This window comes from Gluconacetobacter brunescens (assembly GCF_048695475.1).
Lineage (GTDB): Bacteria > Pseudomonadota > Alphaproteobacteria > Acetobacterales > Acetobacteraceae > Gluconacetobacter.
In genome coordinates this window covers 2,525,876-2,549,991 of record NZ_JBLHEN010000001.1, presented here as the reverse complement: position 1 = coordinate 2,549,991, position 24,116 = coordinate 2,525,876, and the positions used below count along the sequence as shown (strand labels likewise).

Genomic DNA, 24,116 nt, shown 5'->3' with positions numbered 1-24,116 from the left:
TGGGGCGTCGTCCTTAGGGATCAGATGTTGCCGGTCAGGAAGTAGCTCGGGCTGCCCGAACTGCGGGTCGAATCCGGGTCGTCCTCGATCAGGTCGTCGATCATGAAGCGTTTCATGCGCAGCACGGCGATATCGGTTTCGCTGGCGTCGTCATCGTCGGCCACCAGGGACAGCCAGTAGGGCACGCCCCCGCGCTCGGTCAGCAGCAGGGGGTGGCGGCGGCTCATGACCAGGCCGTCGCGCAGCATGGCTTCGGCATTCCCGTTCGTCGTGATGTGGTACAGGTAGCTGTCGGCGGGGTCCGAGGCTTGCAGGCCGCGATAATGGACGCGGGCCAGTTGCAGGGTCTCGGCGTCCAGATGCGTGATCTGTCGCCGGGGGGGCGGGGGCTCGGCCTTCGGCGGGGCGGCGGGGAGCGGCGATGCGAACAGGTCGTTCTGGCCGGTTTCGGCCCCATCGCGCACCGGGCGGGGGGCGCGGGGCCGGCGGGGCGTGGGGTGGGCAGCCGCGCGGGCGGGCACCGGTTCGGGCAGCGGGAGTTCGGCGGTATCCGGGAGGATGCGTGCCATGGCAAAATTCCGTCGCAGGGTGGCTACGGGGTCGGGGTCGGGCAGGCTTTCGGCCATGATCTGCCGGCCGCGCCGCCGCCAGAACAGTGTCAGGGCCTGGGCGCCGTCTTTTGCCGCGATCCGGGCGCGCGGCCGCCCCTGCATGTCGTCGATCCGGAAGATCATGCGTTCCGAATTCCGGGTCGTCAGGCCGGTCGGCCTGACCCTGTAACCGTTTCTCACCATAATCCTCAGTCGTGCCGTTCGCCGTGAAGTCTGAAACTCGCCCGTCGTGCCTATGCCGTTGCGACGTTGCGGCAGGCGGCGCAGAGCCCTTCCGCCTCGACGGTCGAATGGCGCACCGTGAAGCCGATATGCCGCGTGGCGTCGATCAGCGCATGCAGGATGCCGTGATCGTCCAGCTCGGTCACCTGGCCGCAGCCGGTACAGATCAGAAATTGCGCCGCGTGAGGATGGCCGGCTTCGGCATGACTGCCATCCAGCGTATGGGTGCAGCCGACGAAGGCCGACAGGCGCTCGATCTTGTGGATCAGCCCCTCTTCCAGCAGAAAATCCAGGGCGCGGTAGACCGTGGGCGGGGCGGCGCCCTTCTTTTCTGCGCGCAAGCCGTCCAGCAGGTCATAGGCGCCGACCGGGCGCGCGGCTTCCAGCACCAGGCCCAGCACCTGACGCCGCAGATCGGTCAGCCGCGAACCATGCGCGGCGCACAAGCGCTCGGCATTATCCAGCCGAGTCTCGGTCTTTTCGGCGAAAATCGTTGCCGCCATGCCTGCCGCGCCATGCCCCCGATCTGTCCAGAGAGACCGCCCGTGCGGCTCCCTGGTTTCCATACGCCGGAAAGCGCGTTATATGAAGGCTCCAAATATGTTACATTATAACGTGCTCTGACCTGCCAACCCTCCTGCTGACGGCCGCCCGCGTGTCTGCTGACTGTATGTACTTCCCCTTTCGCGTCGCCCGGTCGGGTATGATGCGCCTGATCTGCGCATGGCTGACGGCTGTCATGCTGGTGGTATCGGGCGCGCGCTCGGCCCGCGCCGATGGTCCGATTGCCGTTGTCGCCGCCGAAGCGGTCTGGGGCGATATCGCGCGCCAGGTCGGGGGGCCGGATGTGGCGGTGACCAGCATTCTGACCAATCCCGCCGCCGATCCGCATGCGTTCGAGGCCAGCCCGATGGATGGGCGGCGGCTGGGTTCCGCACGGATCGTGATCGCGAACGGCGGGGGATATGACGGGTGGCTCGACCGGCTGATGGAGGGGGGCGGAAGCATTGACCGGCCGGTGGTGCTGAACGTGGCGGCGCTGGTTGGTTGGCGGGACGGCGACAACGCCCATTTCTGGTATGATCTGACGATGGTCCGTGCCGTCGCGACGGCGTTCGCCGCCGATTGCGGCGCGATCCTTCCCGATCGGCGGGCGGCGTTGCAGGATCGCCTGCGACAGTTCCTGGATGCGCTGGGGCCGCTTCAGCAGCGGATCGACCGGCTGCGGGAGCGCTATCATGGGGTGCCGGTTGCCGCGTCCGAACCGATTTTCGGCCTGATGACACATCAGATCGGGCTGACGATGCATGATGCGGATTTCCAGCATGCGGTCATGAACGGCACCGACCCTGGTCCGTCGGAGGTTGCCGGGTTCGAGCGGGACCTGACGGACCGGAGGGTGCGGCTCCTGATCCTGAACGAACAGACGACGGGTCCGGCCACCGACCGGCTGGAGCAGTTGGCGCGGGGAGCCGGGATTCCGGTGCTGCATGTCGGCGAGAGCCTGCCGCCGGGCATGCGCTATCAGGATTGGATTGCCGGGGTGCTGGATCGTCTGGCTCAGGCGCTGGGCCAGGGGCAGGGTTCGGTCGGGGGGCCGACATGAACGGTCGTGATGGGCATGCATGCTGTGGCGGCCCGGCGCCCGCGCCGGCATCTGCCGCCATGCCGCCGGTCGATATGGCGCAGGTCACGCTGCGCATCGGCGAGCGTACGATCCTTTCGGATGTCGGCCTGACTGTGCCGGCCGGGGCGTTCGTGGGCATGCTGGGGCCGAACGGGGCGGGCAAGAGCAGCCTGATCCGGGCCATTCTGGGTGTGGTGCCGGTATCGGCCGGGCGGATTTCGGTCTTTGGCCGGCCGGTGGGGCGCGGCAACCACGATATCGGCTATCTGCCGCAATTTCCGGCGCGTTCCGCGCCGCGTCTGGATGGGCGCAGTTTCATTGCCGCCGCCCTGCATGGCGAGCGTTGGGGCCTGCCCTGCGACTGGCGGCCCGGCCGGCATCGCCGCCATGACGCGATGGAGATCGACCGGGTGCTGGATCTGGTGGGGGCGATGCATCTGGCCCGCCGGCCGATCGACCATCTTTCGGGCGGCGAGCGCCAGCGGCTGCTGCTGGCGCAGGCGCTGCTGGGGCGGCCCCGGCTGCTGCTGCTGGACGAGCCTTTGGCCAGCCTCGACCCCCATCGCGCACGCGAAGTGGTGGCGCTGGTGGATCGCATCCGTCGGCAACTCGGCATCGCGGTGCTGTTTTCCACCCATGATCTCAACCCGCTGCTGGGGGTGATGGACCGGGTGCTGTATGTGGGGCGCGGGGCGGCGCGGCTGGGTACGGTGGACGAGGTCGTGACCGGCCCGGTGCTGAGCGCGCTGTACGGCATGCCGGTTGAAGTGATCCGGGCGAACGGGCGTATCTTCGTCGTTGCCGATGGGGTGGTTCAGTCGTGAGCGGGCGGGGGTAGTATCCGGGCATGTTCGCCTTCGAATTCATGCGCCATGCCTTCGCCGCGACGGGGATCGTTGCGATCCTGTCCGGGCTGGTCGGTTATTTCATGGTGCTGCGGGGCGAGAGCTTTGCCGGCCATGCGCTGTCGCATGTCGGCTTCGCGGGGGCGACCGGTGCGCTGCTGGTGGGGATGCCGCCTTTCTGGGGGCTGATGGGTGCCACGGTTCTGGCCGGGGTGGCCATGGGGCTGGGCGGGCGCGGCACCACCCAGGGGCGGGATGTCACGATCGGGCTCGTCCTGTCCTGCATGCTGGGCTGCGGGCTGCTGTTCCTGCATTTTCTGACGACATCCGCCACCCGTGCCACGGCCCTGCTGTTCGGCAACGTGCTGGGGGTGGACCGGTCGATGCTGGGGTGGCTGCTGGTGCTGGGCGCGGGATGCGTGCTGGCCATGGCGGCGCTGTCGCGGCCGCTGCTGTTTGCCAGCCTCCAGCCCGAAACGGCCGAGGCTCGGGGGGTGAACCTGCGCCTGGTCTCCACCATCTTCCTGGCCATCGTCGCGGTGGTGACGGCGGAATGCGTGCAGATTACCGGTGTGCTGCTGGTGTTCGCGCTGATGGTCGGGCCGGCGGCGACGGCGCAGCGGCTGACGGCCACGCCGGGATGGGGGATCGTGCTGTCCGTGCTGCTGGCGATCGGCGCGGGCTGGGGCGGGCTGGCCCTGTCGTGGTGGACCGACTGCCCGGCGTCGTTCTGGATCAGCGCGCTGAGTACCGCCGCCTATCTGGCCGCCGGGGCATGGCGGTTTACCGAACGGGGTGCAGGCGCCGACGCGACCTGACCGTCGGGTTCAGGACGGCAGGGCCCAGCACCACCATGCCATCAGGGCCAGGGTCGCCCCCAGCCCGGCATGCAGGGCGAGCAGCACCGGCCCGGTGATGATCGGCGGTTGGTCCTGGCGGCGGCGTGCGGGCATCGTGTGGGTCCTCCGGGCGGGCGGTCAAAGCCTGACCTGAAATGTGGGCTGGCAAGCGAGAGCGGCCTTGATGGCCGTGAGCACCGACGCACAGGAAACGCGCACCGGATCGCCGCCAGCGCGCATTTCAGGTCAGGCTTTCAGTGGTCGTGGCTGTGGGGCAGGACGTGGTAGGCGCGGTTGAAATAGACCAGCCCGCCCACCGGTTCGCCGATGCGGATGGCTTCGACCACGCCGAACATGACGCTGTGGGTGCCGACTTCGACGATCCGGTCGATCCGGCAGTCGAAGGAGGCCACGGCCTCTTCCAGCGCCGGGGCGCCGGTGGCCAGGGTCGTCCAGTGGCCGACGGTGAACCGTTCGTACATGTCCAGCGGGCCGGCGAAGGTGCCGGAAATGTCGCGCTGGCCGGCGGAGAGCACGTTGATGCAGATTGCCCCGCCGGTGTGGAAGGCCGCGCGGGCGCGCGAGGCGCGATTCATGCACACCAGCAGCGTGGGCGGGGCGTCGCTGACGGAACAGACCGCCGAGGCGGTGAAGCCCACCGGGTCGTCCAGCGTGCCGGTCGTGACCACGTTGACCGCCGCGCCCAGCCGCGCCATCGCGTCCCGATAGGTCTGGGAGTCCACACTCATGCCCGCGCCCTTCCTGCCGTCGTCCATTCCTGTAGGGCCGACATCTTCATCATTGATCGTTCTGGCATAGTATCACGACAGGGAAAACGGAAGGAACGTACCATCATGCAGGCCGACGCGACAGACGATACGCTGCTGATCTCCCGACAGGGCCGCCTCGGGCGGCTGACGGTCAATCGCCCCAAGGCGCTGAATGCGCTGGATATCACGCTCTATCGCGGGATTGCGGCCGCGCTGGCGGCGTGGCGGGATGATCCGGGCGTCGAGACGGTGCTGATCGACAGCACCAGCCCCCGGGCCTTTTCGGCCGGCGGCGACCTGCGGGCGCTCTATACCCTGGCGCTGGAAGCGGGGCCGGACGCGGCGGCGCGGGTGTTCCGGGCGGGCTATCGGCTGGTTTCGGTGCTGGCGGGATACCCCAAGCCGATCGTGTCGTTCATGGACGGGATCACGATGGGTGGCGGGATCGGGCTGGGGGCGCATGTCCGTCACCGGATCGTGACCGAGCGCAGCGTGCTGGCCATGCCCGAGGTGGCGATCGGGCTGACGCCCGACGCGGGCGGGTCTTACCTGCTTTCCCGCGCGCCGGGGCTGTATGGGCTGCGCCTGGCGCTGACCGGCGGGCGGATGAAGGGTGGGCAGGCGGTGGTGGCGGGCTTTGCCGACCGCATGCTGGCGGCGTCGGACCTGGCGGATCTGGCGACCGCCCTCGCCCGGCGTCCGGCTGGCGAAGTGGTGGATCTGGCGCCCGCCGCCCCACGCGCGGGGCAGGTGGAACTGGATGCGATCAATGCGCTGTATGACGCACCGGACCTAGCGACCATTCGCGAGCGGCTGACGCGCAGCGATGCGCCCTGGGCGGCCGAAGACCGGGAGGCGATGGAGCAGGCCTCGCCGCTCTCGCTGCTGGTCACGTTCCGTGCCTGGCATGCCGCGCGGCGGCTGCCCGACCTGAACACGGTGCTGGAGCAGGAATATCGGCTGATCGGCAACCTGATCCGCCAGCCCGATTTTACCGAGGGCGTGCGGGCCAAGATCGTCGACAAGGACAATGCGCCGCGCTGGCTGGACGGCGCGGCGCTGGGCGAGGTGGCGATCGAAGCCTGCTTCGCCCCGCGCCCCGATACGCTGGATCTGCCCGTCTTTGCCGAACCGGTGTGAGCGCGGGCCGTTTCATCTGAATGTGTTGTGGGCCGTGTGCCCCGTGTCCTCGATCCCAGGTTTTGATTCATGCCGTTTTCTGCCGCCTATCATCCCGCCCGCGCGCATCTGACGCTTGGGGATGCGTTCTATGACCCCGTGGAAGCGGCGCGCTTTCCCGAGCATATCCTGCGCTTTCGCAACCAGGACGCGGCGGCGCGGATCGGGCTGGATACGCTGACCGATGCGGAATGGATCGATCATCTGGGGCGCTTCGTCCCGCTGCCCGACGGGCTGCCCGTGCCGCTGGCGCTGCGCTATCACGGGCACCAGTTCCGCCAGTACAACCCGGACCTTGGAGACGGGCGGGGCTTCCTGTTCGCGCAGATGCGCGATGCGCGCGACGGCAGGTTGCTGGATATCGGCACCAAGGGCAGCGGCCGCACGCCGTGGTCGCGCGGCGGGGACGGGCGGCTGACCCTGAAGGGCGGGGTGCGCGAGATCCTGGCCAGCGAGATGCTGGATGCGCTGGGGGTGAACACCTCGCGGACGCTGAGCGTGATCGAGACCGGCGAGCGGCTGCATCGGGGAGACGAGCCCTCGCCCACCCGGTCGTGCGTGCTGGCGCGCCTGAGCCACTCGCATATCCGTGTGGGAACTTTTCAGCGCCTGGCCGCGCTGGAAGACCGGGCCAGCCTGGCGCGCCTGGTGGATTATGTGATGGCCACCTATTTCCCCGACCGTCATGGCGAGGGGAATGCGGCGACGGCGCTGTTCGATATCGTCTGCACCCGCGTTGCGCGTCTGGCGGCCCAGTGGATGGGGGCGGGATTTGTGCATGGCGTGTTGAATACAGACAATATCAACATCACGGGCGAGAGTTTCGATTATGGCCCCTGGCGTTTCCTGCCCCGATACGATCCTGCCTTCGTGGCTGCCTATTTCGATCAGTCGGGGCTGTATGCGTTCGCGCGCCAGCCCGAGGCCGTGCTGTGGACGCTGGCGCGGCTGGCGGAATGCCTGATCGGGCTGACGGAAATCGATGATCTGCAGAAGATTTTCGACGACTTTCCTGATCGTTATGAAAAAGAGATGAATGGTGTGATCGTGAAACGGCTTGGCCTGTCTTCCATTTCCAGAAATGATGATCGGGATCTGTCGTCGGCGACATGGACGTTTCTGGAACGATCGGGAATAGGATTTGAAAATCTGTTCTTTGACTGGTATGGAGGGGCACAGAGCAGGCATCGGGCGCTGAACGGGCCCAATGCCCGTTTCTATGCGGGTGCGGAATTCGAGCCGTTGCGTCAACGGATTGATGGCTATTCCGCCCGACCGGACCTGGATCTTTCCAGTCCGTATTTTTCCCGATCCGTTCCCTGCACCATGCTGATCGATGCGGTGGAGCGGATATGGCAGCCGATCGCGGACCAGGATGACTGGAGCATGCTCAACGACACGCTCGCGTCGATCCGGGATATGAAGGCCGCGCTCTCGCCCGTCGCCTGACGGCGGGCCTGATTCGGGATACCGGCATGGCAATCGGGCCATTCGGAGCGTCTATGGAGCAAGGAGTTCCAGGGCAGTTATTTCCGGAGCCTGTCGGGAAATGCGCGTCGGATTGTCATCAGGGCGCATTTTCCAACAGGCTCCGAAACAGGGAGAATGGAATGCAGAATTTCTCGCCGCAATCGACCAGTCTGGCCCATGTATCCGAATATGAGATTTCGGATAACGCGCGGCTGACCCTCTGGCTCGCAGCCGCCGTGGCCGCCATCTGTGGCGGCCTCTACGGCTACGACACCGGCATCATTTCGGGTGCCCTGCTGCTGATTACGCGGGATTTCCATCTGGGCAGCACCGATCAGGAATTCGTGGCCTCCGCGATCCTGGCCGGCGCTGTGATCGGTGCCGTGGGCACCGGCTGGCTGTCGGAACGGTTCGGCCGCCGCACCACCGTCATGATCGTGACCGCCCTCTTCGTGACCGGGGCCCTGGCGTGCTCGATGGCGCCGGATGTCGGCACGCTGATTGCCGCCCGTGTCTATCTGGGCCTGGGCGTCGGCGGATCGACGCAGGTCGTGCCGATGTATATCTCCGAACTGGCGCCTGCCGCGCAGCGCGGACGGCTGGTCACGCTGTTCAACGTCGCGATCGGGATCGGCATCTTTCTTGCCAATATCGTCGGGTTTGCGATGCGCGATGCGTGGGGCTGGCGGCCGATGATCGCGATCGCGGCCGGGCCGGCGCTGTTCGTGTTCGTCGCCATGTTCTTCCTGCCGCGCAGCCCGCGCTGGACGGCTGAAAACAAGGGATTGAAGGCCGCGATCCGCGAACTGATCAAGGTGCGCACGAGTCATCGTGAAATCCATAAGGAAATCAAGAAGATTCACGCGGCTGCCGAGAACGTTTCCGACGAGCAGCGGGGATGGCGCGGCCTGTCGCAGCCATGGGTGCGCCCGGCGCTGGTGGCGGCGTTCGGCGTGGCGTTCTTCACCCAGTGCGGCGGGCTGGAGATGATGATCTATTATGCCCCCACGTTCCTGTCGGATGCCGGGTTCGGCCATTCGACGGCGCTGCTGGCCAGCGTGGGGGTGGCGGTCGTCTATCTGGCGATGACGCTGACCGGTTCGCTGGTCGTCGATCGGGTCGGCCGGCGGCGGCTGATGCTGATCATGGGGCCGGGTTCGGTACTCAGCCTGATCGGGCTGGGGCTGATGTTCATGCTCCATCCCGACAAGGGCAGTGTCGGAAGCTGGATGATCATCGCCTTCCTGTTGCTGTTCATGATGTTCAATTCGGGCGGTATCCAGGTGGTCGGCTGGCTGCTGGGGGCCGAGATGTTCCCGCTGCCGATGCGCGGCACCGCCACCAGCCTGCATGCGGCCACGCTGTGGGGCAGCAACCTGCTGGTGACCAGCACGGCGCTGACGCTGGTGCAGACGATCTCGCTGGGCGGGACGATGTGGTTCTATGCCGGGGTGAATCTGGCTTCGGTGCTGTTCGTGTATTTCCTGGTTCCGGAAACACGCGGTGCTTCACTGGAAGATATCGAAAAGGCGCTCAAGGAAGGGCGCTTTCGGCCGCGTCGGGGCCAGACGGCCATCGTGGAGCAGTGACGTTCCGCTCGGGGGCTTTGCCCCCGAACCCCCACCAAAGGCCGGCGGCCTTTGGAAACCATCTTATATAAACGACTTGGTTTCCAAAGGGCGACTGCCCTTTGGTGGGTCAAGGGCAAAGCCCTTGTGTACCGGACAACACCACCCGTTCCATCACATCGGGAACGGTAAACCCGAAGATCCGGCCGTAGAAATCCAGTTCCAGTTCCAGCGCGCGGCGCACCGTCTCTTCGCGCCGGAACCCGTGGGCTTCGCCCTCGAAGGTATAATGCGCATAGGGGATGTTGCTGCTCGCCAGTGCGTCGGCCATGGCCTGTGCCTGCGCGGGCGGGACCACGGCGTCGGCGAGGCCGTGCAGGAACAGGACCGGGGTGCGGATGGCGTCGGCCTGGGTCAGGGGGGAGCGGGCCAGATAGGTGGCTTCGGCCTCGGGCCAGGGGCCGACCAGACTGTCGAGATAGCGGGATTCGAACTTGTGGGTTTCCTGCGCCAGGGCGCGCAGGTCGGTGACGCCGTACAGGCTGGCGCCGGCGGCGAACAGGTCGGAGCCGGCGAGGGCCAGCAATACGGTCAGGCCGCCGGCGCTGCTGCCGCGAATGGCGATGCGGCCCGGGTCGACGCGGCCGGTGGCGATCAGGTGGCGGCAGGCGGCGATGCAGTCTTCCACGTCCGCGACGCCCCACTGCCCTTCCAGTTGGCGGCGATAGGCGCGGCCGAAACCGGTGGAGCCGCGATAATTGACATCGACCACCGCGAAGCCCCGGCTGGTCCACCATTGGACCTTGAAGGCGAAGGCGCTGCCGGCGCGGCCGGTCGGGCCGCCATGGGCCATGACGATCAGCGGCGGCTTTTCGTCCGCCGGGCCACGGAAGCGGCTGTTGGCGGGCGGGTAGAAGAAGGCGTGGCCGGTATGCTGGCCGTCGGGCAAGGGAAAGCGGATCGTTTCGGCATGGGCGATGTCGCCGGGTGCGAGGTTCAGCGTGGTGGCGGCGCGCAGGACGTATGATGGCGCGTCGATGCGGCCCACGCGCACGGTGGGGGCGCCGTCTGGCGGGGTGTCGAGCCAGGCGAACGATCCGTCCGCCAGCAAGGCAGGGCATTGGGCGGGGTGGCCCAGCGCCACGGGGCGGGCGACCGGGCCGGTGAGATGCAGGGTGCGGGCTTCACCGTTCTCGATGGCGATGGCCAGGATCGTGCCGTCGGGGAGTGGCTGGTAGCTGCGCAGGCCGAACACCCAGTGCGGCAGGCCGATTTCGGCTTCCATCGGCGCGATGGAGACCGCCGGCCCGTCGGGCACGGCCCAGCTTGTGAGGTTCCACCAGCCGTCATGGTCGGAACTGGCCAGCAGGGTTTCGGGGCCGGCCCAGGCCGGCTCGATGACCGAGGCGCCGTTGTCCGCCAGCGTGCGGATGTCGGCCAGTGTGGTGTCGTCGCCGTGTGATGCCAGCCGGCCGAGCCGCAGCCTGGTGGCGTCCCACGGCATGGCGGGGTGGTTCCATTCGATCCACGCCAGCCATGTGCCGTCCGGTGACGGACGGGGGGAACTGACGAAATCGGGGCCGGAGACCAGGATCTGGCCGGTTTCCGTTGCCGGGTCGGTACTGCTGTCGGTGGGGAAGGCGACGAGGGTGGAGATTGGCTCGCCCGGTGCGCGGTGGTCCTCGCGCACGCAGAACAGGGTGCCGCCATCGGGGGAGAAGGCGAAATCGGCGAAGCGCAGGCCGGCCACGCTGCTGAGGGCGCGCGGGGCCGTGCCGGGCGCGACGAGCCAGAGGCTGCCGTCCGGCCGGTGGCTGAAGGCGATTTGGCCGCCCGCCGCGACATAGGCGCCGCCGCCATATTCGTGGACACGGGTGCCGATATCGAAGGGCGGCGGCGTGACGTCCTGGATGCCGTCGGTGGCGGTCCAGCGGACCAGCACGGTGCGGCCGGCTTCGGCGGGACGGGTTTCCAGCCAGTAGACCGCCTCGCCGTCGGCCTGCACACTGCCTAGGCCGAGGGTCTTGCCGGCGACCAGCGCCGTCGTCACGGGGGATGGCCAGGTGCCGTAGGGGCGGATGGCGGGGTCGGTCATGCGGGGCTCCTGTCCTGGGGTGGCGGATAGTGCCTCAATGGAACGCGGGGGGCGATGGGGGGCCGGGCGGGAGCAGGGTTTTCGTGTCCGGGTTCCATCGCCAGAGCGTGTCGTTGGTCAGGCGTGTGCCGCCCCACCAGTGCAGGATCGGATTATGGCGCGACCAGTCGTCCTCGCCGGCGACGAGCCGGCGGCCGAAATCGGTCCAGCTGAGTACGGCCCGTCGGAATTGCATGTAGCGGGCGCTGTCCATCATCAGGGCAATGCCGGCGTGGGGCTCGGTGGTGCCGCTCACCGCGGGATGGGGCGCGCTCGCCAGGTCGCACAGGAGCTGGTGGCTTTCCTGCTGTAACGGACGGCGCGGCGCCGAATGCACGAACCGATACATCAGTTTCATGGTTTTGCGATCGCTTCGCGGGAGGGGCGGGTAGGTGATCGTTCCGCCCTGTTTCCCGGTCCTGTCCGTCCAGTTGGGACGTTCGACGAGGCGCAGCAGTTGCCGGGCGCTGGCGCCCAGTCCCGTGCCGTCCGGCAGTTCCTCCAGCATGCGTTCGACGGCGGTGGGCAGGCCGGGCAGGAGGGCGAGGTCGGGATCGTGGCGGAGCCGTGCCCAGCGTTCGGGTGTCGGGGCGCGGAAGGCATCCCATGCGCGTTGGGCGAGCGCCACGTCGGCCGGCAGGATCGGCCGGGGTGGCAGCCACCAATCGCCTTCGCGGTGTTCTCCGGTCGGGCTTTCCGATTGTTTCAGCCAGAGTTTCGGCAGGATGTCCGGCAGGTGGCCGAGCCAGTCCAGCAACTGGATCAGGATAAGCTGCGCGTTCGCGTCCGGGTCGATCCACAGGATGACCCGCTCGGCGTCGCGGCAGGCTTCGGGGAGCGTGCTCCATCTTCTTTGCGAACGGGGAAAATTCTCGTCCGGCTCGACATCCGTGAACTGCCCGTCCTCATAGAACAGCCCGTCGGCGTCGTAGAGGGCGCGGCGATAGCGGAAAAAATCTTCGGGCGGCCCGCCGGCCGGGATCGGCCCGTCCACCAGGCGATGGTCGAAGATCAGGGTCTGTGCTTCGGGCAGGGCACGGCGCAGATACCCTGCTCCGGAAATGCATGTGATCAGGATCAGATCGGCCACGGAACGCTCCGTTTTTTTCGGCGGTCCCCATGTGGCGGGGTGGCTGCGAGCGTAGCCTGGGCGGGTACGTGCCAGAAGGGGCGATGTGGTGGCGTGGCGGCCATTCCGCCTATTGACTTGACAGCGCGCTGACCAGACGGTTCCTCACCCCCTTGGCTTTTCCTATTGGACGGGTTCGCTCCGCTGCTTCATTCCTTCGAATCTCTTTTCGTGCATTACGGCTATGGCGTGATCGCGGTCGTCGTCATGCTCGAAAGCATGGGGCTGCCCCTGCCGGCCGAAACGCTCATCATCTCCTCGGCGTTGTATTGCGCCGCGACGCACCGCCTGGACATTACCTGGGTGGCGGTGGCGGCGATCGCCGGTGCCATCATGGGCGATAATTTCGGCTATCTGATCGGCCGGACCTACGGCCATCGGCTGCTGGAGCGCCATGGCGGCAAGGTGGGGCTGAATGACCGCCGGCTGATGCTGGGGCGCTACCTGTTCCGGCGGCATGGCGGCAAGGTGGTGTTCTTCGGCCGCTTCATCGCCGTGCTGCGCGTCTTCGTCGCGCTGCTGGCGGGGGCGAACCATATGCCGTGGCATACGTTCCTGTTTTTCAATGCGTTGGGTGGTATCGGCTGGGCCGGCGGCTATGCGCTGGGGGCGTATTATCTGGGGCACAAGGTGCTGAGTCTGTCCGGCCCGGTTGGAATCACGATGGGCGTCATTGCCGCCCTTGTCCTGGGCGGCAGCTTCATTTTCCTGAAGAAGAACGAAGTGCGTCTGACTGACGAAGCGATCCGCGCCGCCGAGCGGGAACAGCAAGGAGAGACCGTGCCATGAGCATCGCCGCGAAATGGACCATCGACCGGGCGCCGGACCTGACGGGCCGTACCGCCGTCGTGACCGGTGCGACCGGCGGACTGGGCTATGAAGTCGCGTACGGCCTGGCCTCGCGGGGGGCGAGCGTGCTGCTGACGGGGCGCGATGCGGCACGGGGCGCCCGGGCCGTGGAGGCGCTGCGCGAACGGCTGCCGGCGGCGCGGGCGGAATTTCTGCCGCTCGATCTGGCCAGCCTGCGATCGGTTGCCGATTTCGCGCGCGACCTGAAGGAACGCACCGATACGCTCGACATCCTGGTGAACAATGCGGGCGTGATGGCCTCGCCCCGCCGGCAGGAAACGGCCGATGGCTTCGAATTGCAGTTCGGCACCAATTATCTGGGTCATTTCGCCCTGACCGGCCAGTTGCGTTCCCTGCTGGTGCGCGCGGCGGGTGGCGGCCGGGTGGTGAGCGTGGCCAGCCTGGCGGCGTGGCAGGGGCATATCGTCTTCGACGACCTGCAGAGCCGGCATCGCTACACGCCGTTCGGCGCCTACCAGCAGAGCAAGCTGGCCAATCTGATCTTCGCGCTGGAACTCAACCGCGTGGCGCAATCCGCCGGGTGGGGCCTGCATTCCATTGCCGCCCATCCCGGCTGGGCGCGAACCGATATCGCCGTCAGCCGGTCTTCCGCCCGGCAGGGCATCGCCGAACGGCTGATGCGCCGTATCGTTCGCGTCGTCTTCCGCTATCTGGGCCAGTCGGCCGAGGCCGGGGCACGGCCGATCCTGTTTGCCGCCGCCGCACCCGAGGCGCGGGATGGCGGCTATTACGGGCCGGGCGGACGGGGTGAGCGGCGCGGCCGGGTGACGGAGGCGCGCATTCCGCCACAGGCGCTCAGCCTCTCGGTGGCGCGGCGGCTGTGGGCGGTTTCGGAGCGGCTGACTGGCGTGGCACTTTCCTGAATCCCCCCTCGGGGGCTTTGCCCCCGAACCCCCACCAAAGGCGGCGCCTTTGGAAACCAATCAGGAAAAGCGACTGGGTTTCCAAAGGGCATTGCCCTTTGGCGGGTCCAGGGCGGAGCCCTGGCCTTAGCGCCGGACGAAGGTCCAGTAGAGCGGCTGGCGCCCGGTTTGCAGGGCCTTGGCTTCGTAGCGTGTAGGCGGCCAGCCCTCGGGGCGGGTGGTGGCTGGCGGTGCGGTGTCGAAGAGGTCCTGCGCGGCCATGACCTCTTCGACCCAGGCCTGGTAGGTCGGGTCGTCGCTGGCGACGCGCCAGATCGCGCCGGGCTTCAGGGCGCGGGCGACCAGGGCGATGTTGGCCGGATGGACGAAGCGCCGCTTGGCGTGGCGGGCCTTGGGCCAGGGATCGGGGAACATCAGGAACATGCGGTCGAGCGACCGTTCGGGGAGCGCACGCAGCAGGACGCGCGCGTCTTCGTCCCAGATCCGCAGCAGGTCGGGAACCGGGGCGATGGCTTCCTGATCGTCGGGCACCAGGCGCGAGAGCAGGGAACACAGGCCGTTTTCGAAAACTTCGCTGGCGATGTAGCCGACATCGGGATGGGCCGCGTGCTGCGCCAGCGAATGTTCGCCGCCGCCGAAGCCGACTTCCAGCCAGATTTCGGCCGGGACGCGGCCGAAGGCCCGCGCGGGGTCGCCCAGGAGGGTCTGGTCGAGGCGCAGGCGGGGCAGGGTTTCGTCCAGCAGGCGCTGCTGGCGGGGCCGCAGCGGATGGCCGCGCTGGCGGCCGTAGAGCCGGTCGGGGGACGCCTTGACGGCAACCTTGGGGGCCCCTGCCTCGTCAACCGAGGCAGGGATGTTCGTTTCGGATGCCGTCACGGGGTCCCCGGTGTGATCAGCGGTTGAACGCACCACGCAGCGCGTCCACCAGATCGGTCTGTTCCCATGTGAAATTGTCGCGGGCGGCGTCGGGCGTGCGGCCGAAATGACCGTAGGCCGAGGTTTCGGTGTAGATGGGGCGGTTCAGGCGCAGATGCTTGCGGATGCCGCGCGGCGTCAGGTTCATGACTTCGCGCAGCACGCGGCCCAGCTTTTCCTCGTCCACGTCGCGGCCGGTGCCGTCGAGATCGACATAGACCGAGAGCGGGTGCGAGACGCCGATGGCGTAGGAAATCTGCAGCGTGCAGCGATCGGCCAGGCCGGCCGCGACCACGTTCTTGGCCAGGTAGCGGCAGGCATAGGCCGCCGAACGGTCGACCTTCGTCGGGTCCTTGCCGGAGAACGCGCCGCCGCCATGCGGGGCCGCGCCGCCGTAGGTGTCGACGATGATCTTGCGCCCGGTCAGGCCGCAATCGCCATCGGGACCGCCGACGACGAACACGCCGGTCGGGTTGGCGTAGAATTCGTCATCCGGGCACATCCAGCCTTCCGGCAGCACGTCGACCACGATCTCGCGCAGGGCGTCGCGGATGCCGGCCTGGCTGGCGCCTTCGTCATGCTGGGTCGAAATGACGACCGAGGTGGCGCCGACCGGGCGGCCGTCGACATAGCGCAGCGTGACCTGGCTCTTGGCGTCGGGCTGCAGGTTGGCCACGCGGGCATCGCCGGCCTTACGCAGGTCGCGGATGCGGTGCAGGATGGCGTGGGAATAGAACAGCGGCGCCGGCATCAGCGTCTCGGTCTCGCGGGTGGCGAAGCCGAACATGATGCCCTGGTCGCCCGCGCCTTCATCCTTGTCGCCGGCGCTGTCGACGCCGACGGCGATGTCGGCGGACTGCGCGTGCAGGTAGGATTCGATCGTCGCGTTCTTCCACGAGAAGCCGGACTGGTCGTAGCCGATGTCGCGGATCGCGGCGCGGGCGCCTTCGATCAGGGCCTCGGTGGTGACGGAGGCCGGGCCACGGACTTCGCCGGCCAGGACTACGCGATTGGTGGTGACCAGGGTCTCGCACGCAACGCGGGATTCACCATCGGCCGCCAGATAGGCGTCCAGCACCGTATCGCTGATCCGGTCGGCAACCTTGTCGGGATGGCCTTCGGATACCGATTCCGATGTGAACAGAAAATCACCTTTGTTACGCATGATGGTCCTGTCTGTCTCGTACGGGGATAGGGAACGACACCGCCACGCATGCGGGGTCCAAGCGGGTCCGTTTGGCCGAGAACCTACAAATCGTCAAGTATTTTTGCGGGATACCACGATCCCGCATGGGCATTGCCGTGACGATCGTTTCGGCCGGGGAGAATATTCAGTGAAGCCCCAGAACGTCTTCCATGCTGTACAGCCCCGGTGTGCGGCCGCGCAGCCATAGCGCGGCGCGGACGGCGCCGGTGGCGAAAACCCGGCGGTCGAACGCGCGGTGGGTCAGGGCGATCTGTTCGCTGGCCGAGGTGAACAGCAGCGTATGCTCCCCCACGATCTGGCCGCCGCGAAGGGAGGCGAAGCCGATCGCGTCGGCCTGGCGGGGGCCGGTATGGCCGGTGCGGCCGGATTCCATGTGCGTGGACAATTCGATGTTGCGCCCATCGGCGACGGCCTGGCCGATGGCGAGCGCGGTGCCGGAGGGGGCATCGACCTTCTGCCGGTGGTGCATTTCCAGAATTTCGGCGTCGTAAACCGAAGAAGGCAGCACTTCGGCCATCTGGCGGGCCAGCCGGGTGACCAGGGTGACGCCCGGCGAGTAATTCGCGGCCTGGACCACGGGGATTGTGCGGGCGGCCGCGATGATGGCGTCCTGGTCCGCGTCCGACAGGCCGGTGGTGCCCAGCACCCAGCTTACGCCCGCTTTGGCCAGGGTGGCGGCATGTGCCTGGACGGTGACGGCATGGGTGAAGTCGATCACCACGTCGCAGAGCGGGGCCAGGTCATCGAGCGTGGCGAAAAGCGTGGCGTCGGCCTGCTGGTCGCGGCTGGTGCCGCCGGCGAGGAGGGCGCCGGCGGCCGTGACTTCCTCGCGCAGCAGGCGGCCCATGCGCCCGTTGATACCGGCGATGCCGATCCGCATCCTGTCTGTCGTCATGTCACGGTCCCGAAAAGGGGTGGCGGCGCGACCGGGGGATCGCGCCGCCTGATTATCCATGGTGCGAGTTGGGGGGATCACCATGGATAGCGGGTTTTCTAGCCGCAACCCGGAGGGGGTTCAACCGCGCGTATTGTCGGCCCTGCCGCCGAGGATCAGAGCTTGCCTTCGAAGAAATCACGGACTTTGCTGAAGAAGCCGGTGCTTTCCGGGTTGGCGCGCGCGTGGTCGTCGGCCTCGGATTCGAACTCTTCGAGCAATTCGCGCTGGCGCTTGGTCAGATGCTGCGGGGTCTCGACCGACACCTGGATATACATGTCGCCGCGCGCCGACGACCGCAGGACCGAGAAGCCCTTGCCGCGCAGGCGGAAATTCTCGCCGGTCTGGGTGCCGGCGGGAACCTTTACCTTGGCGCGAGAGCCGTCGACGACCGGGACCTCGATCTCGGTGCCCAGGGCTGCCTGGGTCATGCGCAGCGGGACGCGGCAATAGATGTTCGCGCCGTCGCGCTGGAAGATCGGGTGCGGCTCGACGGCGATATGCACATAGAGGTCGCCGGGTTGCGCGCCCTTGCCGCCGGCCTCGCCCTCGCCCGAGAGGCGGATGCGCGTGCCGTCCTCGACCCCGGCCGGGATCGCGACTTCCAGCGTCCGCTCGCGTTCGACCGTGCCGGTGCCGCGACAGACGGTGCAGGGATTGCGCACCACCTTGCCCGCGCCGTGGCAGGTGGGGCAGGCGCGCTCGACCAGGAAGAAACCCTGCTGGGCGCGCACCTTGCCGGCGCCATGGCAGGTCGGGCAGGTCTCGGCCCCCTGGTCGCGATCGGCCGAGCCGGTGCCTTCGCAGGATTCGCAGGTGACCCGTGTGGGCACCGTGATCGATTTCTTGATGCCCGAGAACGCCTCGGTGAAGGAAATCGAGACCTGCACCTGGATGTCGCTGCCCGAGCGGCGGCCCCCGCGACGGCCGCCCATCATGTCGCCGAACATCTGCTCGAAGATGTCGCCCAGGCCGCCGCCGCCGAAATCGAAGCCGCCGGCACCGGGGCCGCCGCCCTCGAACGCCGCGTGGCCGAAGCGGTCGTAGGCGGCGCGCTTCTGCTCGTCCTTCAGGACGTCGTAGGCTTCGCTGATTTCCTTGAACCGCGCCTCGGCCGATGCATCGCCGGGGTTGCGGTCGGGGTGGTACTGCATGGCCAGCCTGCGATACGCCTTCTTTACCTCGTCGCCATTTGCATCGCGGGAGATTTCGAGCGTGGCGTAATAATCAAGCTTGGTGGCCATAATGGTCCTCATTGGCGGGGCCGCTTCGCAGCCGGACGGGGAACGGTGCCCCTGGCCGGCATGCGGCCCTGTCAGTCATGTAATGGAAAAGCGCCCGCCTTCAGGGAAGGGGGCGCCTCGCTTGGGGCAGGGCGCCGGCCCGAAGGCCGGCGCATGCCGCGCGGTAAACGCCGGCCTGTGTGGCCGACAGCTTACTTCTTGTCTTCGACGTCTTCGAAGTCGGCGTCGACGACCTTTTCGCCGTTCGGGCCGGTGGCACCGGCACCCGCGCCGGCGGCACCCGGAGCGCCTTCGGCCTGGCCGGCCTTGTAGACGGCCTCGCCGATCTTCATCGCCGCCTTGGACAGCGTTTCGGAGGCGCTATTCAGCGCCGCCACGTCGCTGCCTTCAAGGGCCGTGCGCACCGAAGCGATGGCGGCTTCGGCTTCGGCCTTGTCGGCGGCCGGAACCTTGTCACCGGCTTCGGCCAGCGACTTCTCGACCTGATGGGCCAGGCTTTCGGCCTGGTTGCGGGCCTCGACCAGTTCCTTCTTGGCCTTGTCGGCCGTGGCGTTGGCCTCGGCGTCCTTGACCATCTTCTCGATGTCGGCGTCGGACAGGCCACCGGACGCCTGGATCTTGATCTGCTGTTCCTTGTTCGTCGCCTTGTCCTTGGCGGAGACCGACACGATGCCGTTGGCGTCGATGTCGAACGTCACCTCGATCTGCGGCATGCCGCGCGGCGCGGGGGCGATTCCGGTCAGGTCGAAATTGCCCAGCAGCTTGTTGTCGGCCGCCATCTCGCGTTCGCCCTGATAGACCTTGATGGTCACGGCGCCCTGGTTGTCCTCGGCGGTCGAGAAGGTCTGGCTCTTCTTGGTCGGGATCGTGGTGTTGCGGTCGATCAGGCGGGTGAACACGCCACCCAGCGTCTCGATGCCCAGCGACAGCGGGGTCACGTCCAGCAGCAGCACGTCCTTGACGTCGCCCTTCAGCACCGCGCCCTGCACCGCCGCGCCGATGGCCACGACTTCGTCAGGGTTCACGTTGCGGGCCGGCTCCTTGCCGAAGAACTGCTTCACCGCCTCGATGACCTTGGGCATGCGGGTCATGCCGCCGACCAGGATCACTTCCTCGATTTCCGCCGCCGAGACCGACGCATCCTTCAGGGCGGCGCGGCAGGGCTCCAGCGTGCGCTGGATCAGGTCGTCGACCAGGCTTTCCAGCTTGGCGCGGGTCAGCTTCAGCACCAGATGCTTCGGACCCGAGGCGTCGGCGGTGATGAAGGGCAGGTTGATCTCGGTCTCCTTGGAGGAGGACAGCTCGATCTTCGCCTTCTCGGCGGCTTCCTTCAGGCGCTGCAGGGCCAGCTTGTCGGCGCGCAGGTCGATGCCCTGCTCGCGCTTGAACTCGTCGGCCAGGTAGCTGATGACCCGCGCGTCGAAATCCTCGCCGCCCAGGAAAGTGTCGCCGTTGGTCGACTTCACCTCGATCACGCCGTCCGAGATTTCCAGCACCGAGACGTCGAACGTGCCGCCGCCGAGGTCATAGACCGCGATGGTGCCGCCGTTGCGCTTCTGCAGGCCGTAGGCCAGCGCCGCCGCCGTCGGCTCGTTGATGATGCGCAGGACTTCAAGGCCCGCGATGCGGCCGGCATCCTTGGTCGCCTGGCGCTGCGCGTCGTTGAAGTAGGCCGGAACCGTGATCACGGCCTGGGTCACCGTCTCGCCCAGATAGGACTCGGCGGTTTCCTTCATCTTGCCCAGCACGAAGGCGGCGATCTGCGAGGGGGCGTATTTCTTGCCCTGCGCCTCGACCCACGCATCGCCATTGTCGCCCGGGACGATATTGTAGGGCACCAGGCCCTTGTCCTTGGTGACGGTCGGGTCGTCATAGCGGCGGCCGATCAGGCGCTTGACCGCGTACAGCGTGTTGGACGGGTTGGTGACCGCCTGGCGCTTCGCGGCCTGGCCGACCAGCATTTCGCCGCTGTCGGTGAAGGCGACCATTGACGGGGTGGTACGCGCGCCTTCGCTGTTCTCGATGACGCGGTTCTCGTCCCCTTCGCGGATCGCGACGCACGAATTGGTCGTGCCGAGGTCGATGCCGATAACCTTGCTCATATGTCTTCTCTCCTGTCAGCGGCCCGGACCGGCCCGAAGCACCGGAATGGGCCCTAGAAAATCTGCCGTGTGGCGGGATGAGTGGACTGTTTTACCACATCCGCCCGTACCGCCATGGCCGTATTCAGCATGTATTCAGCCATGGCGCCTGTTTCAAGGGGTACTGTCGCCGGGTGGCGGCACCCCCTGGGCGATTCAGCCCGCCGGCTTCTCCGCCGCCGGGGGCGCGCCCTTGGAGACGACGACCATCGCCGGCTTCAGCAGGCGGCCATGCAGCGTCCAGGCCGGTGTCCAGGCCTGGATCACGGTGCCATGGGCGTGCTCGTCGCTATGCTGTTCGGCCATCGCCTGGTGGTGGTTGGCGTCGAACGGATGGCCGGCCGGATCGGTGGCCGAGATGCCGTTGCGCTCCAGAATGCCCAGGAACGAGCGCTCGGTGCTCTCGATGCCTTCGCGCATGCGGGTGATCAGGGCGTCTTCCCCTTCGGCGGCCGCGGGCAGGCTGCCCAGGGCGCGCTTGAGGTTCTCGGCGGCCTCGACGACGTCGCGGGCGAATTTCTGCGTGGCGTATTGCCGCGCATCGTCGACCTCGCGCTTGGTGCGGGTGCGCAGGTTCTGCATCTCCGCTTCGGAGCGCAGCCATTTCTCGCGCATGTCTTCCAGGGCTGCTTCCAGCTCCTGGATGCGGGGGTGGGCGGCCTCGGTCTGGCCGCTTTCCGGCCGGATCGGGTCCTGATCGTTACCGGGGTGTTGGCCCGGCGCGGACGCCCCGGTCTCTCCGCTCGGAGAGTCGGCGACGTGGGTGGGGTCGGTATCGTGGCTCATGTCTTGAGAAGTAGGTGAGCCCAGGCGCTTGGACAAGGCGTAACGACCACCTTCAACATGATGTTCATGCGGTATTCCCGCTCCACGCAGGGCAGGAATGCCGCCGGTGAAGATGGATGGATCGTCATGAGCCGGCAGTCATGACATCGGCACATGGCCGGGGCTAAGATGGCGCCTGGACTGTGATGGAGCGAGAACGCCGCGATGGAGCCGACGAAACACACGATCGCCCTGGTCGATGACGACCGGAATATCCTGACGTCGGTCCAGATGACGCTGGAGGCCGAGGGCTTCAACGTCCGAACCTATACCGACGGCGAAAGCGCGCTGCACGGGCTGATGAGCCGCCCGGTCGACCTGGCGGTGCTGGACATCAAGATGCCCCGCATGGACGGCATGGAACTGTTGCAGCGCCTGCGGGCGCGCTCGCAGCTTCCCGTCATCTTCCTGTCCTCGAAGGACGAGGAGGTGGACCAGCTGATGGGGCTGCGGCTGGGGGCTGACGATTACATCACCAAGCCGTTCTCGCAGCGGCTGCTGCTGGAGCGCATCCGCGCCCTGCTCCGCCGCAACGAGGCCAACCGGGCCGAGGCCGGCGGGCCGGCCATCAGCGGCAGCCTGGTGCGCGGCGAGCTGTCGCTGGACGAGACGCGGCACCAGTGTCTCTGGCGCGGCAAGGACATCCAGCTGACGGTGACGGAATTCCTGCTGGTCAAGGCGCTGGCGGCGCGGCCGGGGCTGGTGAAGTCGCGCGACCAGCTCATCGACGCCGCCTATGGCGAGAACATCTATGTCGATGACCGGACCATTGACAGCCACATCAAGCGCGTGCGCAAGAAATTCCGCCAGGTGGACGAGGATTTCAACCAGATCGAGACGCTGTACGGCATCGGCTACCGGTACAAGGAAGAATAGTGCCGGTGCGCGACGGGGACGGAAGGGCGTCGCCAGCGGGCCTGCTGGGGCAGGTGCGGCGGGCCATGGCATCGTGGGCCGAGATCCAGACCCACGATGCCGCCTCGGCCTTCCATGAATATCGGACGCGCCTCGTCTCGCCGCTGATGCGGCGTATTCTATTGGTCAACGCCCTGCCGCTGATGCTGCTGGCGCTGACGCTGGTCTATCTCAACCAGTTCCAGAACAGCCTGCTGGAAGCCGAGGTGATGGCGCTGCGCGAGCAGGCGCGCATCTATGCCGGCGCGCTGGGGCAGAACGCGGTGACCGCCGGCCGTGGGGCCGACCCGGCGCTGGATGCCGCCCAGGCGCGGCCCCTGCTGCTGCGGCTGACCGAGCCCAGCCCCAGTGCCCATGCGCGGCTGTTCGCCCCGGACGGACAATTGGTGGCGGACAGCCGGGTCGAGGCGGCGGCGGTGCGGCATCGCCGGGTGCGCGGGCAGATCGATGCCCAGCCCCTGCCCTCGCCCGTCGCCGGCGATGACGGCGACGACCGGGTGGTGGATACCGCCGCCAATGTGGGGTTCGCCGAGCGGTTCTATGACCGGCTGCTGTCGATGCTGCCGACCCTGTCGGGCACGCGGATCATCACGCTGGATACGCCCGATACCGATCCTTCCGTCCAGCCCATGGCGGGCGGCGGCAAGGCCGCGCCGGAAATGCCGCCCTACATCCGCCGCACCGCCAACCGCCATCTGATCGTGACCGTGGCCGAGCCGGTGATGCATGAGGGGCAGACGGTCGGCATCATCCAGCTGACGCGGCAGGCGCGCGATGTGGACCGGTCGCTGTTCGCGGTGCGGTCGTCGATCCTGTCGCTGGTGCTGGTGGCGCTGGCCCTGACCGTGCTGCTGTCGTGGTACCTGTCGCTGACCATCGCACGGCCGCTGCTGCGGCTGGCGGCCTCGGCCCATGTGATCCGTGAATCCTCCGGCCGGTCGGACAGCGTGCCGCCGCGCCTGCTGGCCCGCCGGGACGAGATCGGCGAGGTGGCGCGGGCCTTGCAGGACAGTGCCCGCGCGCTGTGGGCGCGCATGGATGCGATCGAGCGCTTCGCCGCCGATGTCAGCCACGAGATCAAGAACCCGCTTTCCTCGATCCGCTCGGCGATCGAGACCCTGTTGCGGATCGAGGACCTGAACCGCCAGCGCCGGCTGCTGTCGATCATCAATGACGATGTGCGCCGGCTGGACCGGCTGATTACCGATATCTCGGACGCCAGCCGGGTGGATGCCGAACTGTCGCGCGCGCGGGCCGAGCCGGTGGCGGTGGTGCCGATGCTGTCGGTGCTGGCCGAAATCCATCAGGCGACCCGCAGCGCGGGCCAGCCGATCCTGAGCGTAAGCAGCGCCGGGCCGTCGGACAAGCCGCTGACGGTGATGGCGGTCGAGGACCGGCTGGTGCAGGTGCTGCGCAACCTGATCGGCAATGCGATCTCGTTTTCGCCGCCGGACGGGCAGATCGTGCTCAGTGCCGCCGCCGTCTCCGGCGGGATGGTGGAGATTGCGGTGACCGACCAGGGGCCGGGCATTCCGGCCGCCAAGCTGGGCAGCATTTTCGACCGGTTCTATTCCGAACGGCCGACCAGCGAGAATTTCGGGCAGCATTCCGGGCTGGGCCTGTCCATCAGCCGCCAGATCGTCGAGGCCCTGCGCGGGACGATCCGCGCCGAGAACCGGGTGGGGGCGGACGGGCAGGTCATGGGAGCGCGCTTCGTCGTGACCCTGCCGCGCGGTGGGGCATAGGGTCGCGTAAGGCCCTTTTCTGCCCCGTGCTTCTGCGGGGCATTGGTGCGTGTGACGGCATAA

The 24,116-nt window shown here is 67.5% G+C and carries 22 protein-coding genes; 10 read left to right on the top strand and 12 right to left on the bottom strand.

The features are described from left to right. Positions 1 to 20: 20 nt before the first annotated feature. On the bottom strand, positions 21 to 734 hold the full coding sequence (locus ACMAUO_RS11315; protein ID WP_420356976.1) for a hypothetical protein: 714 nt from the start codon (positions 732 to 734) through the stop codon (positions 21 to 23). Positions 735 to 844: 110 nt separating this feature from the next. Continuing rightward, a complete protein-coding gene (locus ACMAUO_RS11310; protein WP_420356975.1) occupies positions 845 to 1,336 on the bottom strand; it encodes a transcriptional repressor in 492 nt (163 codons plus the stop codon). 152 nt (positions 1,337 to 1,488) lie between these two features. On the opposite strand from ACMAUO_RS11310, the gene ACMAUO_RS11305 reads away from it, so the two are divergent. Genes ACMAUO_RS11305 through ACMAUO_RS11295 form a run of 3 tightly spaced genes read left to right on the top strand, consistent with a single transcriptional unit; the run spans position 1,489 to position 4,123 of the window. Continuing rightward, positions 1,489 to 2,439 (top strand): metal ABC transporter solute-binding protein, Zn/Mn family, encoded by a 951-nt coding sequence (locus ACMAUO_RS11305; protein WP_420356974.1) that lies wholly within the window; start codon positions 1,489 to 1,491, stop codon positions 2,437 to 2,439. Next, on the top strand, positions 2,436 to 3,284 hold the full coding sequence (locus ACMAUO_RS11300; protein ID WP_420356973.1) for a metal ABC transporter ATP-binding protein: 849 nt from the start codon (positions 2,436 to 2,438) through the stop codon (positions 3,282 to 3,284). The genes ACMAUO_RS11305 and ACMAUO_RS11300 overlap by 4 nt, the downstream gene beginning before the upstream one ends. 23 nt (positions 3,285 to 3,307) lie before the next feature. Then, positions 3,308 to 4,123, top strand: coding sequence for a metal ABC transporter permease (locus tag ACMAUO_RS11295; RefSeq protein WP_420356972.1), 816 nt, complete (start codon positions 3,308 to 3,310; stop codon positions 4,121 to 4,123). A 9-nt stretch (positions 4,124 to 4,132) separates the two neighbouring features. Here the strand turns inward: ACMAUO_RS11295 and ACMAUO_RS11290 are convergent, their stop codons facing one another. Then, on the bottom strand, positions 4,133 to 4,258 hold the full coding sequence (locus ACMAUO_RS11290; RefSeq protein WP_420356971.1) for a hypothetical protein: 126 nt from the start codon (positions 4,256 to 4,258) through the stop codon (positions 4,133 to 4,135). A gap of 140 nt (positions 4,259 to 4,398) precedes the next feature. Next, on the bottom strand, positions 4,399 to 4,893 hold the full coding sequence (locus ACMAUO_RS11285) for a flavin reductase (RefSeq protein ID WP_420356970.1): 495 nt from the start codon (positions 4,891 to 4,893) through the stop codon (positions 4,399 to 4,401). Between the two features lie 105 nt (positions 4,894 to 4,998). Between ACMAUO_RS11285 and ACMAUO_RS11280 the strand changes: the two genes are divergently transcribed. The 3 genes from ACMAUO_RS11280 to ACMAUO_RS11270 all read left to right on the top strand — a co-directional run bounded on the left by ACMAUO_RS11280 (position 4,999) and on the right by ACMAUO_RS11270 (position 9,152). Next, the gene (locus ACMAUO_RS11280) at positions 4,999 to 6,054 is read left to right on the top strand and encodes an enoyl-CoA hydratase/isomerase family protein (protein WP_420356969.1); all 1,056 of its coding nucleotides are present in this window, start codon (positions 4,999 to 5,001) and stop codon (positions 6,052 to 6,054) included. Between the two features lie 69 nt (positions 6,055 to 6,123). Next, a complete protein-coding gene (locus ACMAUO_RS11275; protein WP_420356968.1) occupies positions 6,124 to 7,542 on the top strand; it encodes a protein adenylyltransferase SelO in 1,419 nt (472 codons plus the stop codon). A 161-nt stretch (positions 7,543 to 7,703) separates the two neighbouring features. Next, positions 7,704 to 9,152 (top strand): sugar porter family MFS transporter, encoded by a 1,449-nt coding sequence (locus ACMAUO_RS11270; RefSeq protein WP_420356967.1) that lies wholly within the window; start codon positions 7,704 to 7,706, stop codon positions 9,150 to 9,152. Positions 9,153 to 9,261: 109 nt separating this feature from the next. On the opposite strand, the gene ACMAUO_RS11265 is transcribed toward ACMAUO_RS11270, so the two are convergent. Further along, entirely contained in the window at positions 9,262 to 11,226 is a 1,965-nt protein-coding gene (locus ACMAUO_RS11265) for a prolyl oligopeptidase family serine peptidase (protein WP_420356966.1), read from the bottom strand. Between the two features lie 34 nt (positions 11,227 to 11,260). Beyond that, positions 11,261 to 12,355 (bottom strand): hypothetical protein, encoded by a 1,095-nt coding sequence (locus ACMAUO_RS11260; protein WP_420356965.1) that lies wholly within the window; start codon positions 12,353 to 12,355, stop codon positions 11,261 to 11,263. Between the two features lie 246 nt (positions 12,356 to 12,601). Between ACMAUO_RS11260 and ACMAUO_RS11255 the strand changes: the two genes are divergently transcribed. Both ACMAUO_RS11255 and ACMAUO_RS11250 read left to right on the top strand, forming a co-directional pair. Then, the gene (locus ACMAUO_RS11255) at positions 12,602 to 13,183 is read left to right on the top strand and encodes a DedA family protein (RefSeq protein ID WP_420357275.1); all 582 of its coding nucleotides are present in this window, start codon (positions 12,602 to 12,604) and stop codon (positions 13,181 to 13,183) included. After that, the gene (locus ACMAUO_RS11250; RefSeq protein WP_420356964.1) at positions 13,180 to 14,127 is read left to right on the top strand and encodes an SDR family oxidoreductase; all 948 of its coding nucleotides are present in this window, start codon (positions 13,180 to 13,182) and stop codon (positions 14,125 to 14,127) included. The genes ACMAUO_RS11255 and ACMAUO_RS11250 overlap by 4 nt, the downstream gene beginning before the upstream one ends. A gap of 126 nt (positions 14,128 to 14,253) precedes the next feature. Here ACMAUO_RS11250 and trmB read toward each other — a convergent pair whose 3' ends face one another. The 6 genes from trmB to ACMAUO_RS11220 form a co-directional block, all read right to left on the bottom strand. Next, positions 14,254 to 14,982 (bottom strand): tRNA (guanine(46)-N(7))-methyltransferase TrmB, encoded by a 729-nt coding sequence (trmB, locus tag ACMAUO_RS11245; RefSeq protein ID WP_420357274.1) that lies wholly within the window; start codon positions 14,980 to 14,982, stop codon positions 14,254 to 14,256. A 37-nt stretch (positions 14,983 to 15,019) separates the two neighbouring features. Further along, positions 15,020 to 16,207, bottom strand: a complete 1,188-nt coding sequence (metK, locus tag ACMAUO_RS11240; protein ID WP_420356963.1) for a methionine adenosyltransferase — start codon at positions 16,205 to 16,207, stop codon at positions 15,020 to 15,022. 166 nt (positions 16,208 to 16,373) lie between these two features. Further along, positions 16,374 to 17,144, bottom strand: coding sequence for a 4-hydroxy-tetrahydrodipicolinate reductase (gene dapB / locus ACMAUO_RS11235; protein WP_420356962.1), 771 nt, complete (start codon positions 17,142 to 17,144; stop codon positions 16,374 to 16,376). A gap of 155 nt (positions 17,145 to 17,299) precedes the next feature. Then, on the bottom strand, positions 17,300 to 18,427 hold the full coding sequence (gene dnaJ, locus ACMAUO_RS11230) for a molecular chaperone DnaJ (protein ID WP_420356961.1): 1,128 nt from the start codon (positions 18,425 to 18,427) through the stop codon (positions 17,300 to 17,302). 191 nt (positions 18,428 to 18,618) lie between these two features. Then, positions 18,619 to 20,529 (bottom strand): molecular chaperone DnaK, encoded by a 1,911-nt coding sequence (gene dnaK / locus ACMAUO_RS11225; RefSeq protein ID WP_420356960.1) that lies wholly within the window; start codon positions 20,527 to 20,529, stop codon positions 18,619 to 18,621. Between the two features lie 195 nt (positions 20,530 to 20,724). Continuing rightward, the gene (locus ACMAUO_RS11220) at positions 20,725 to 21,354 is read right to left on the bottom strand and encodes a nucleotide exchange factor GrpE (RefSeq protein ID WP_420356959.1); all 630 of its coding nucleotides are present in this window, start codon (positions 21,352 to 21,354) and stop codon (positions 20,725 to 20,727) included. Between the two features lie 204 nt (positions 21,355 to 21,558). Here ACMAUO_RS11220 and ACMAUO_RS11215 point away from each other — a divergent pair, with 204 nt between their 5' ends. Then, a complete protein-coding gene (locus ACMAUO_RS11215) occupies positions 21,559 to 22,269 on the top strand; it encodes a response regulator transcription factor (RefSeq protein WP_420356958.1) in 711 nt (236 codons plus the stop codon). A gap of 65 nt (positions 22,270 to 22,334) precedes the next feature. Then, positions 22,335 to 24,053: a stimulus-sensing domain-containing protein gene (locus ACMAUO_RS11210; RefSeq protein ID WP_420357273.1), complete on the top strand. Its 1,719-nt coding sequence runs from the start codon at positions 22,335 to 22,337 to the stop codon at positions 24,051 to 24,053. The last annotated feature ends 63 nt before the right edge of the window (positions 24,054 to 24,116 follow it).

What these genes read in the sequence shown, in the direction of transcription:
- ACMAUO_RS11315 (WP_420356976.1), bottom strand. Translation starts at nt 734, where the DNA reads ATGATCTTCCGGATCGACGACATGCAGGGGCGGCCGCGCGCCCGGATC.
- ACMAUO_RS11310 (WP_420356975.1), bottom strand. Translation starts at nt 1,336, where the DNA reads ATGGCGGCAACGATTTTCGCCGAAAAGACCGAGACTCGGCTGGATAAT.
- ACMAUO_RS11300 (WP_420356973.1), top strand. Translation starts at nt 2,436, where the DNA reads ATGAACGGTCGTGATGGGCATGCATGCTGTGGCGGCCCGGCGCCCGCG.
- ACMAUO_RS11295 (WP_420356972.1), top strand. Translation starts at nt 3,308, where the DNA reads ATGTTCGCCTTCGAATTCATGCGCCATGCCTTCGCCGCGACGGGGATC.
- ACMAUO_RS11290 (WP_420356971.1), bottom strand. Translation starts at nt 4,258, where the DNA reads ATGCCCGCACGCCGCCGCCAGGACCAACCGCCGATCATCACCGGGCCG.
- ACMAUO_RS11285 (WP_420356970.1), bottom strand. Translation starts at nt 4,893, where the DNA reads ATGAGTGTGGACTCCCAGACCTATCGGGACGCGATGGCGCGGCTGGGC.
- ACMAUO_RS11280 (WP_420356969.1), top strand. Translation starts at nt 4,999, where the DNA reads ATGCAGGCCGACGCGACAGACGATACGCTGCTGATCTCCCGACAGGGC.
- ACMAUO_RS11275 (WP_420356968.1), top strand. Translation starts at nt 6,124, where the DNA reads ATGCCGTTTTCTGCCGCCTATCATCCCGCCCGCGCGCATCTGACGCTT.
- ACMAUO_RS11270 (WP_420356967.1), top strand. Translation starts at nt 7,704, where the DNA reads ATGCAGAATTTCTCGCCGCAATCGACCAGTCTGGCCCATGTATCCGAA.
- ACMAUO_RS11265 (WP_420356966.1), bottom strand. Translation starts at nt 11,226, where the DNA reads ATGACCGACCCCGCCATCCGCCCCTACGGCACCTGGCCATCCCCCGTG.
- ACMAUO_RS11255 (WP_420357275.1), top strand. Translation starts at nt 12,602, where the DNA reads ATGCTCGAAAGCATGGGGCTGCCCCTGCCGGCCGAAACGCTCATCATC.
- ACMAUO_RS11250 (WP_420356964.1), top strand. Translation starts at nt 13,180, where the DNA reads ATGAGCATCGCCGCGAAATGGACCATCGACCGGGCGCCGGACCTGACG.
- metK (WP_420356963.1), bottom strand. Translation starts at nt 16,207, where the DNA reads ATGCGTAACAAAGGTGATTTTCTGTTCACATCGGAATCGGTATCCGAA.
- dapB (WP_420356962.1), bottom strand. Translation starts at nt 17,144, where the DNA reads ATGACGACAGACAGGATGCGGATCGGCATCGCCGGTATCAACGGGCGC.
- dnaJ (WP_420356961.1), bottom strand. Translation starts at nt 18,427, where the DNA reads ATGGCCACCAAGCTTGATTATTACGCCACGCTCGAAATCTCCCGCGAT.
- dnaK (WP_420356960.1), bottom strand. Translation starts at nt 20,529, where the DNA reads ATGAGCAAGGTTATCGGCATCGACCTCGGCACGACCAATTCGTGCGTC.
- ACMAUO_RS11220 (WP_420356959.1), bottom strand. Translation starts at nt 21,354, where the DNA reads ATGAGCCACGATACCGACCCCACCCACGTCGCCGACTCTCCGAGCGGA.
- ACMAUO_RS11215 (WP_420356958.1), top strand. Translation starts at nt 21,559, where the DNA reads ATGGAGCCGACGAAACACACGATCGCCCTGGTCGATGACGACCGGAAT.
- ACMAUO_RS11210 (WP_420357273.1), top strand. Translation starts at nt 22,335, where the DNA reads ATGGCATCGTGGGCCGAGATCCAGACCCACGATGCCGCCTCGGCCTTC.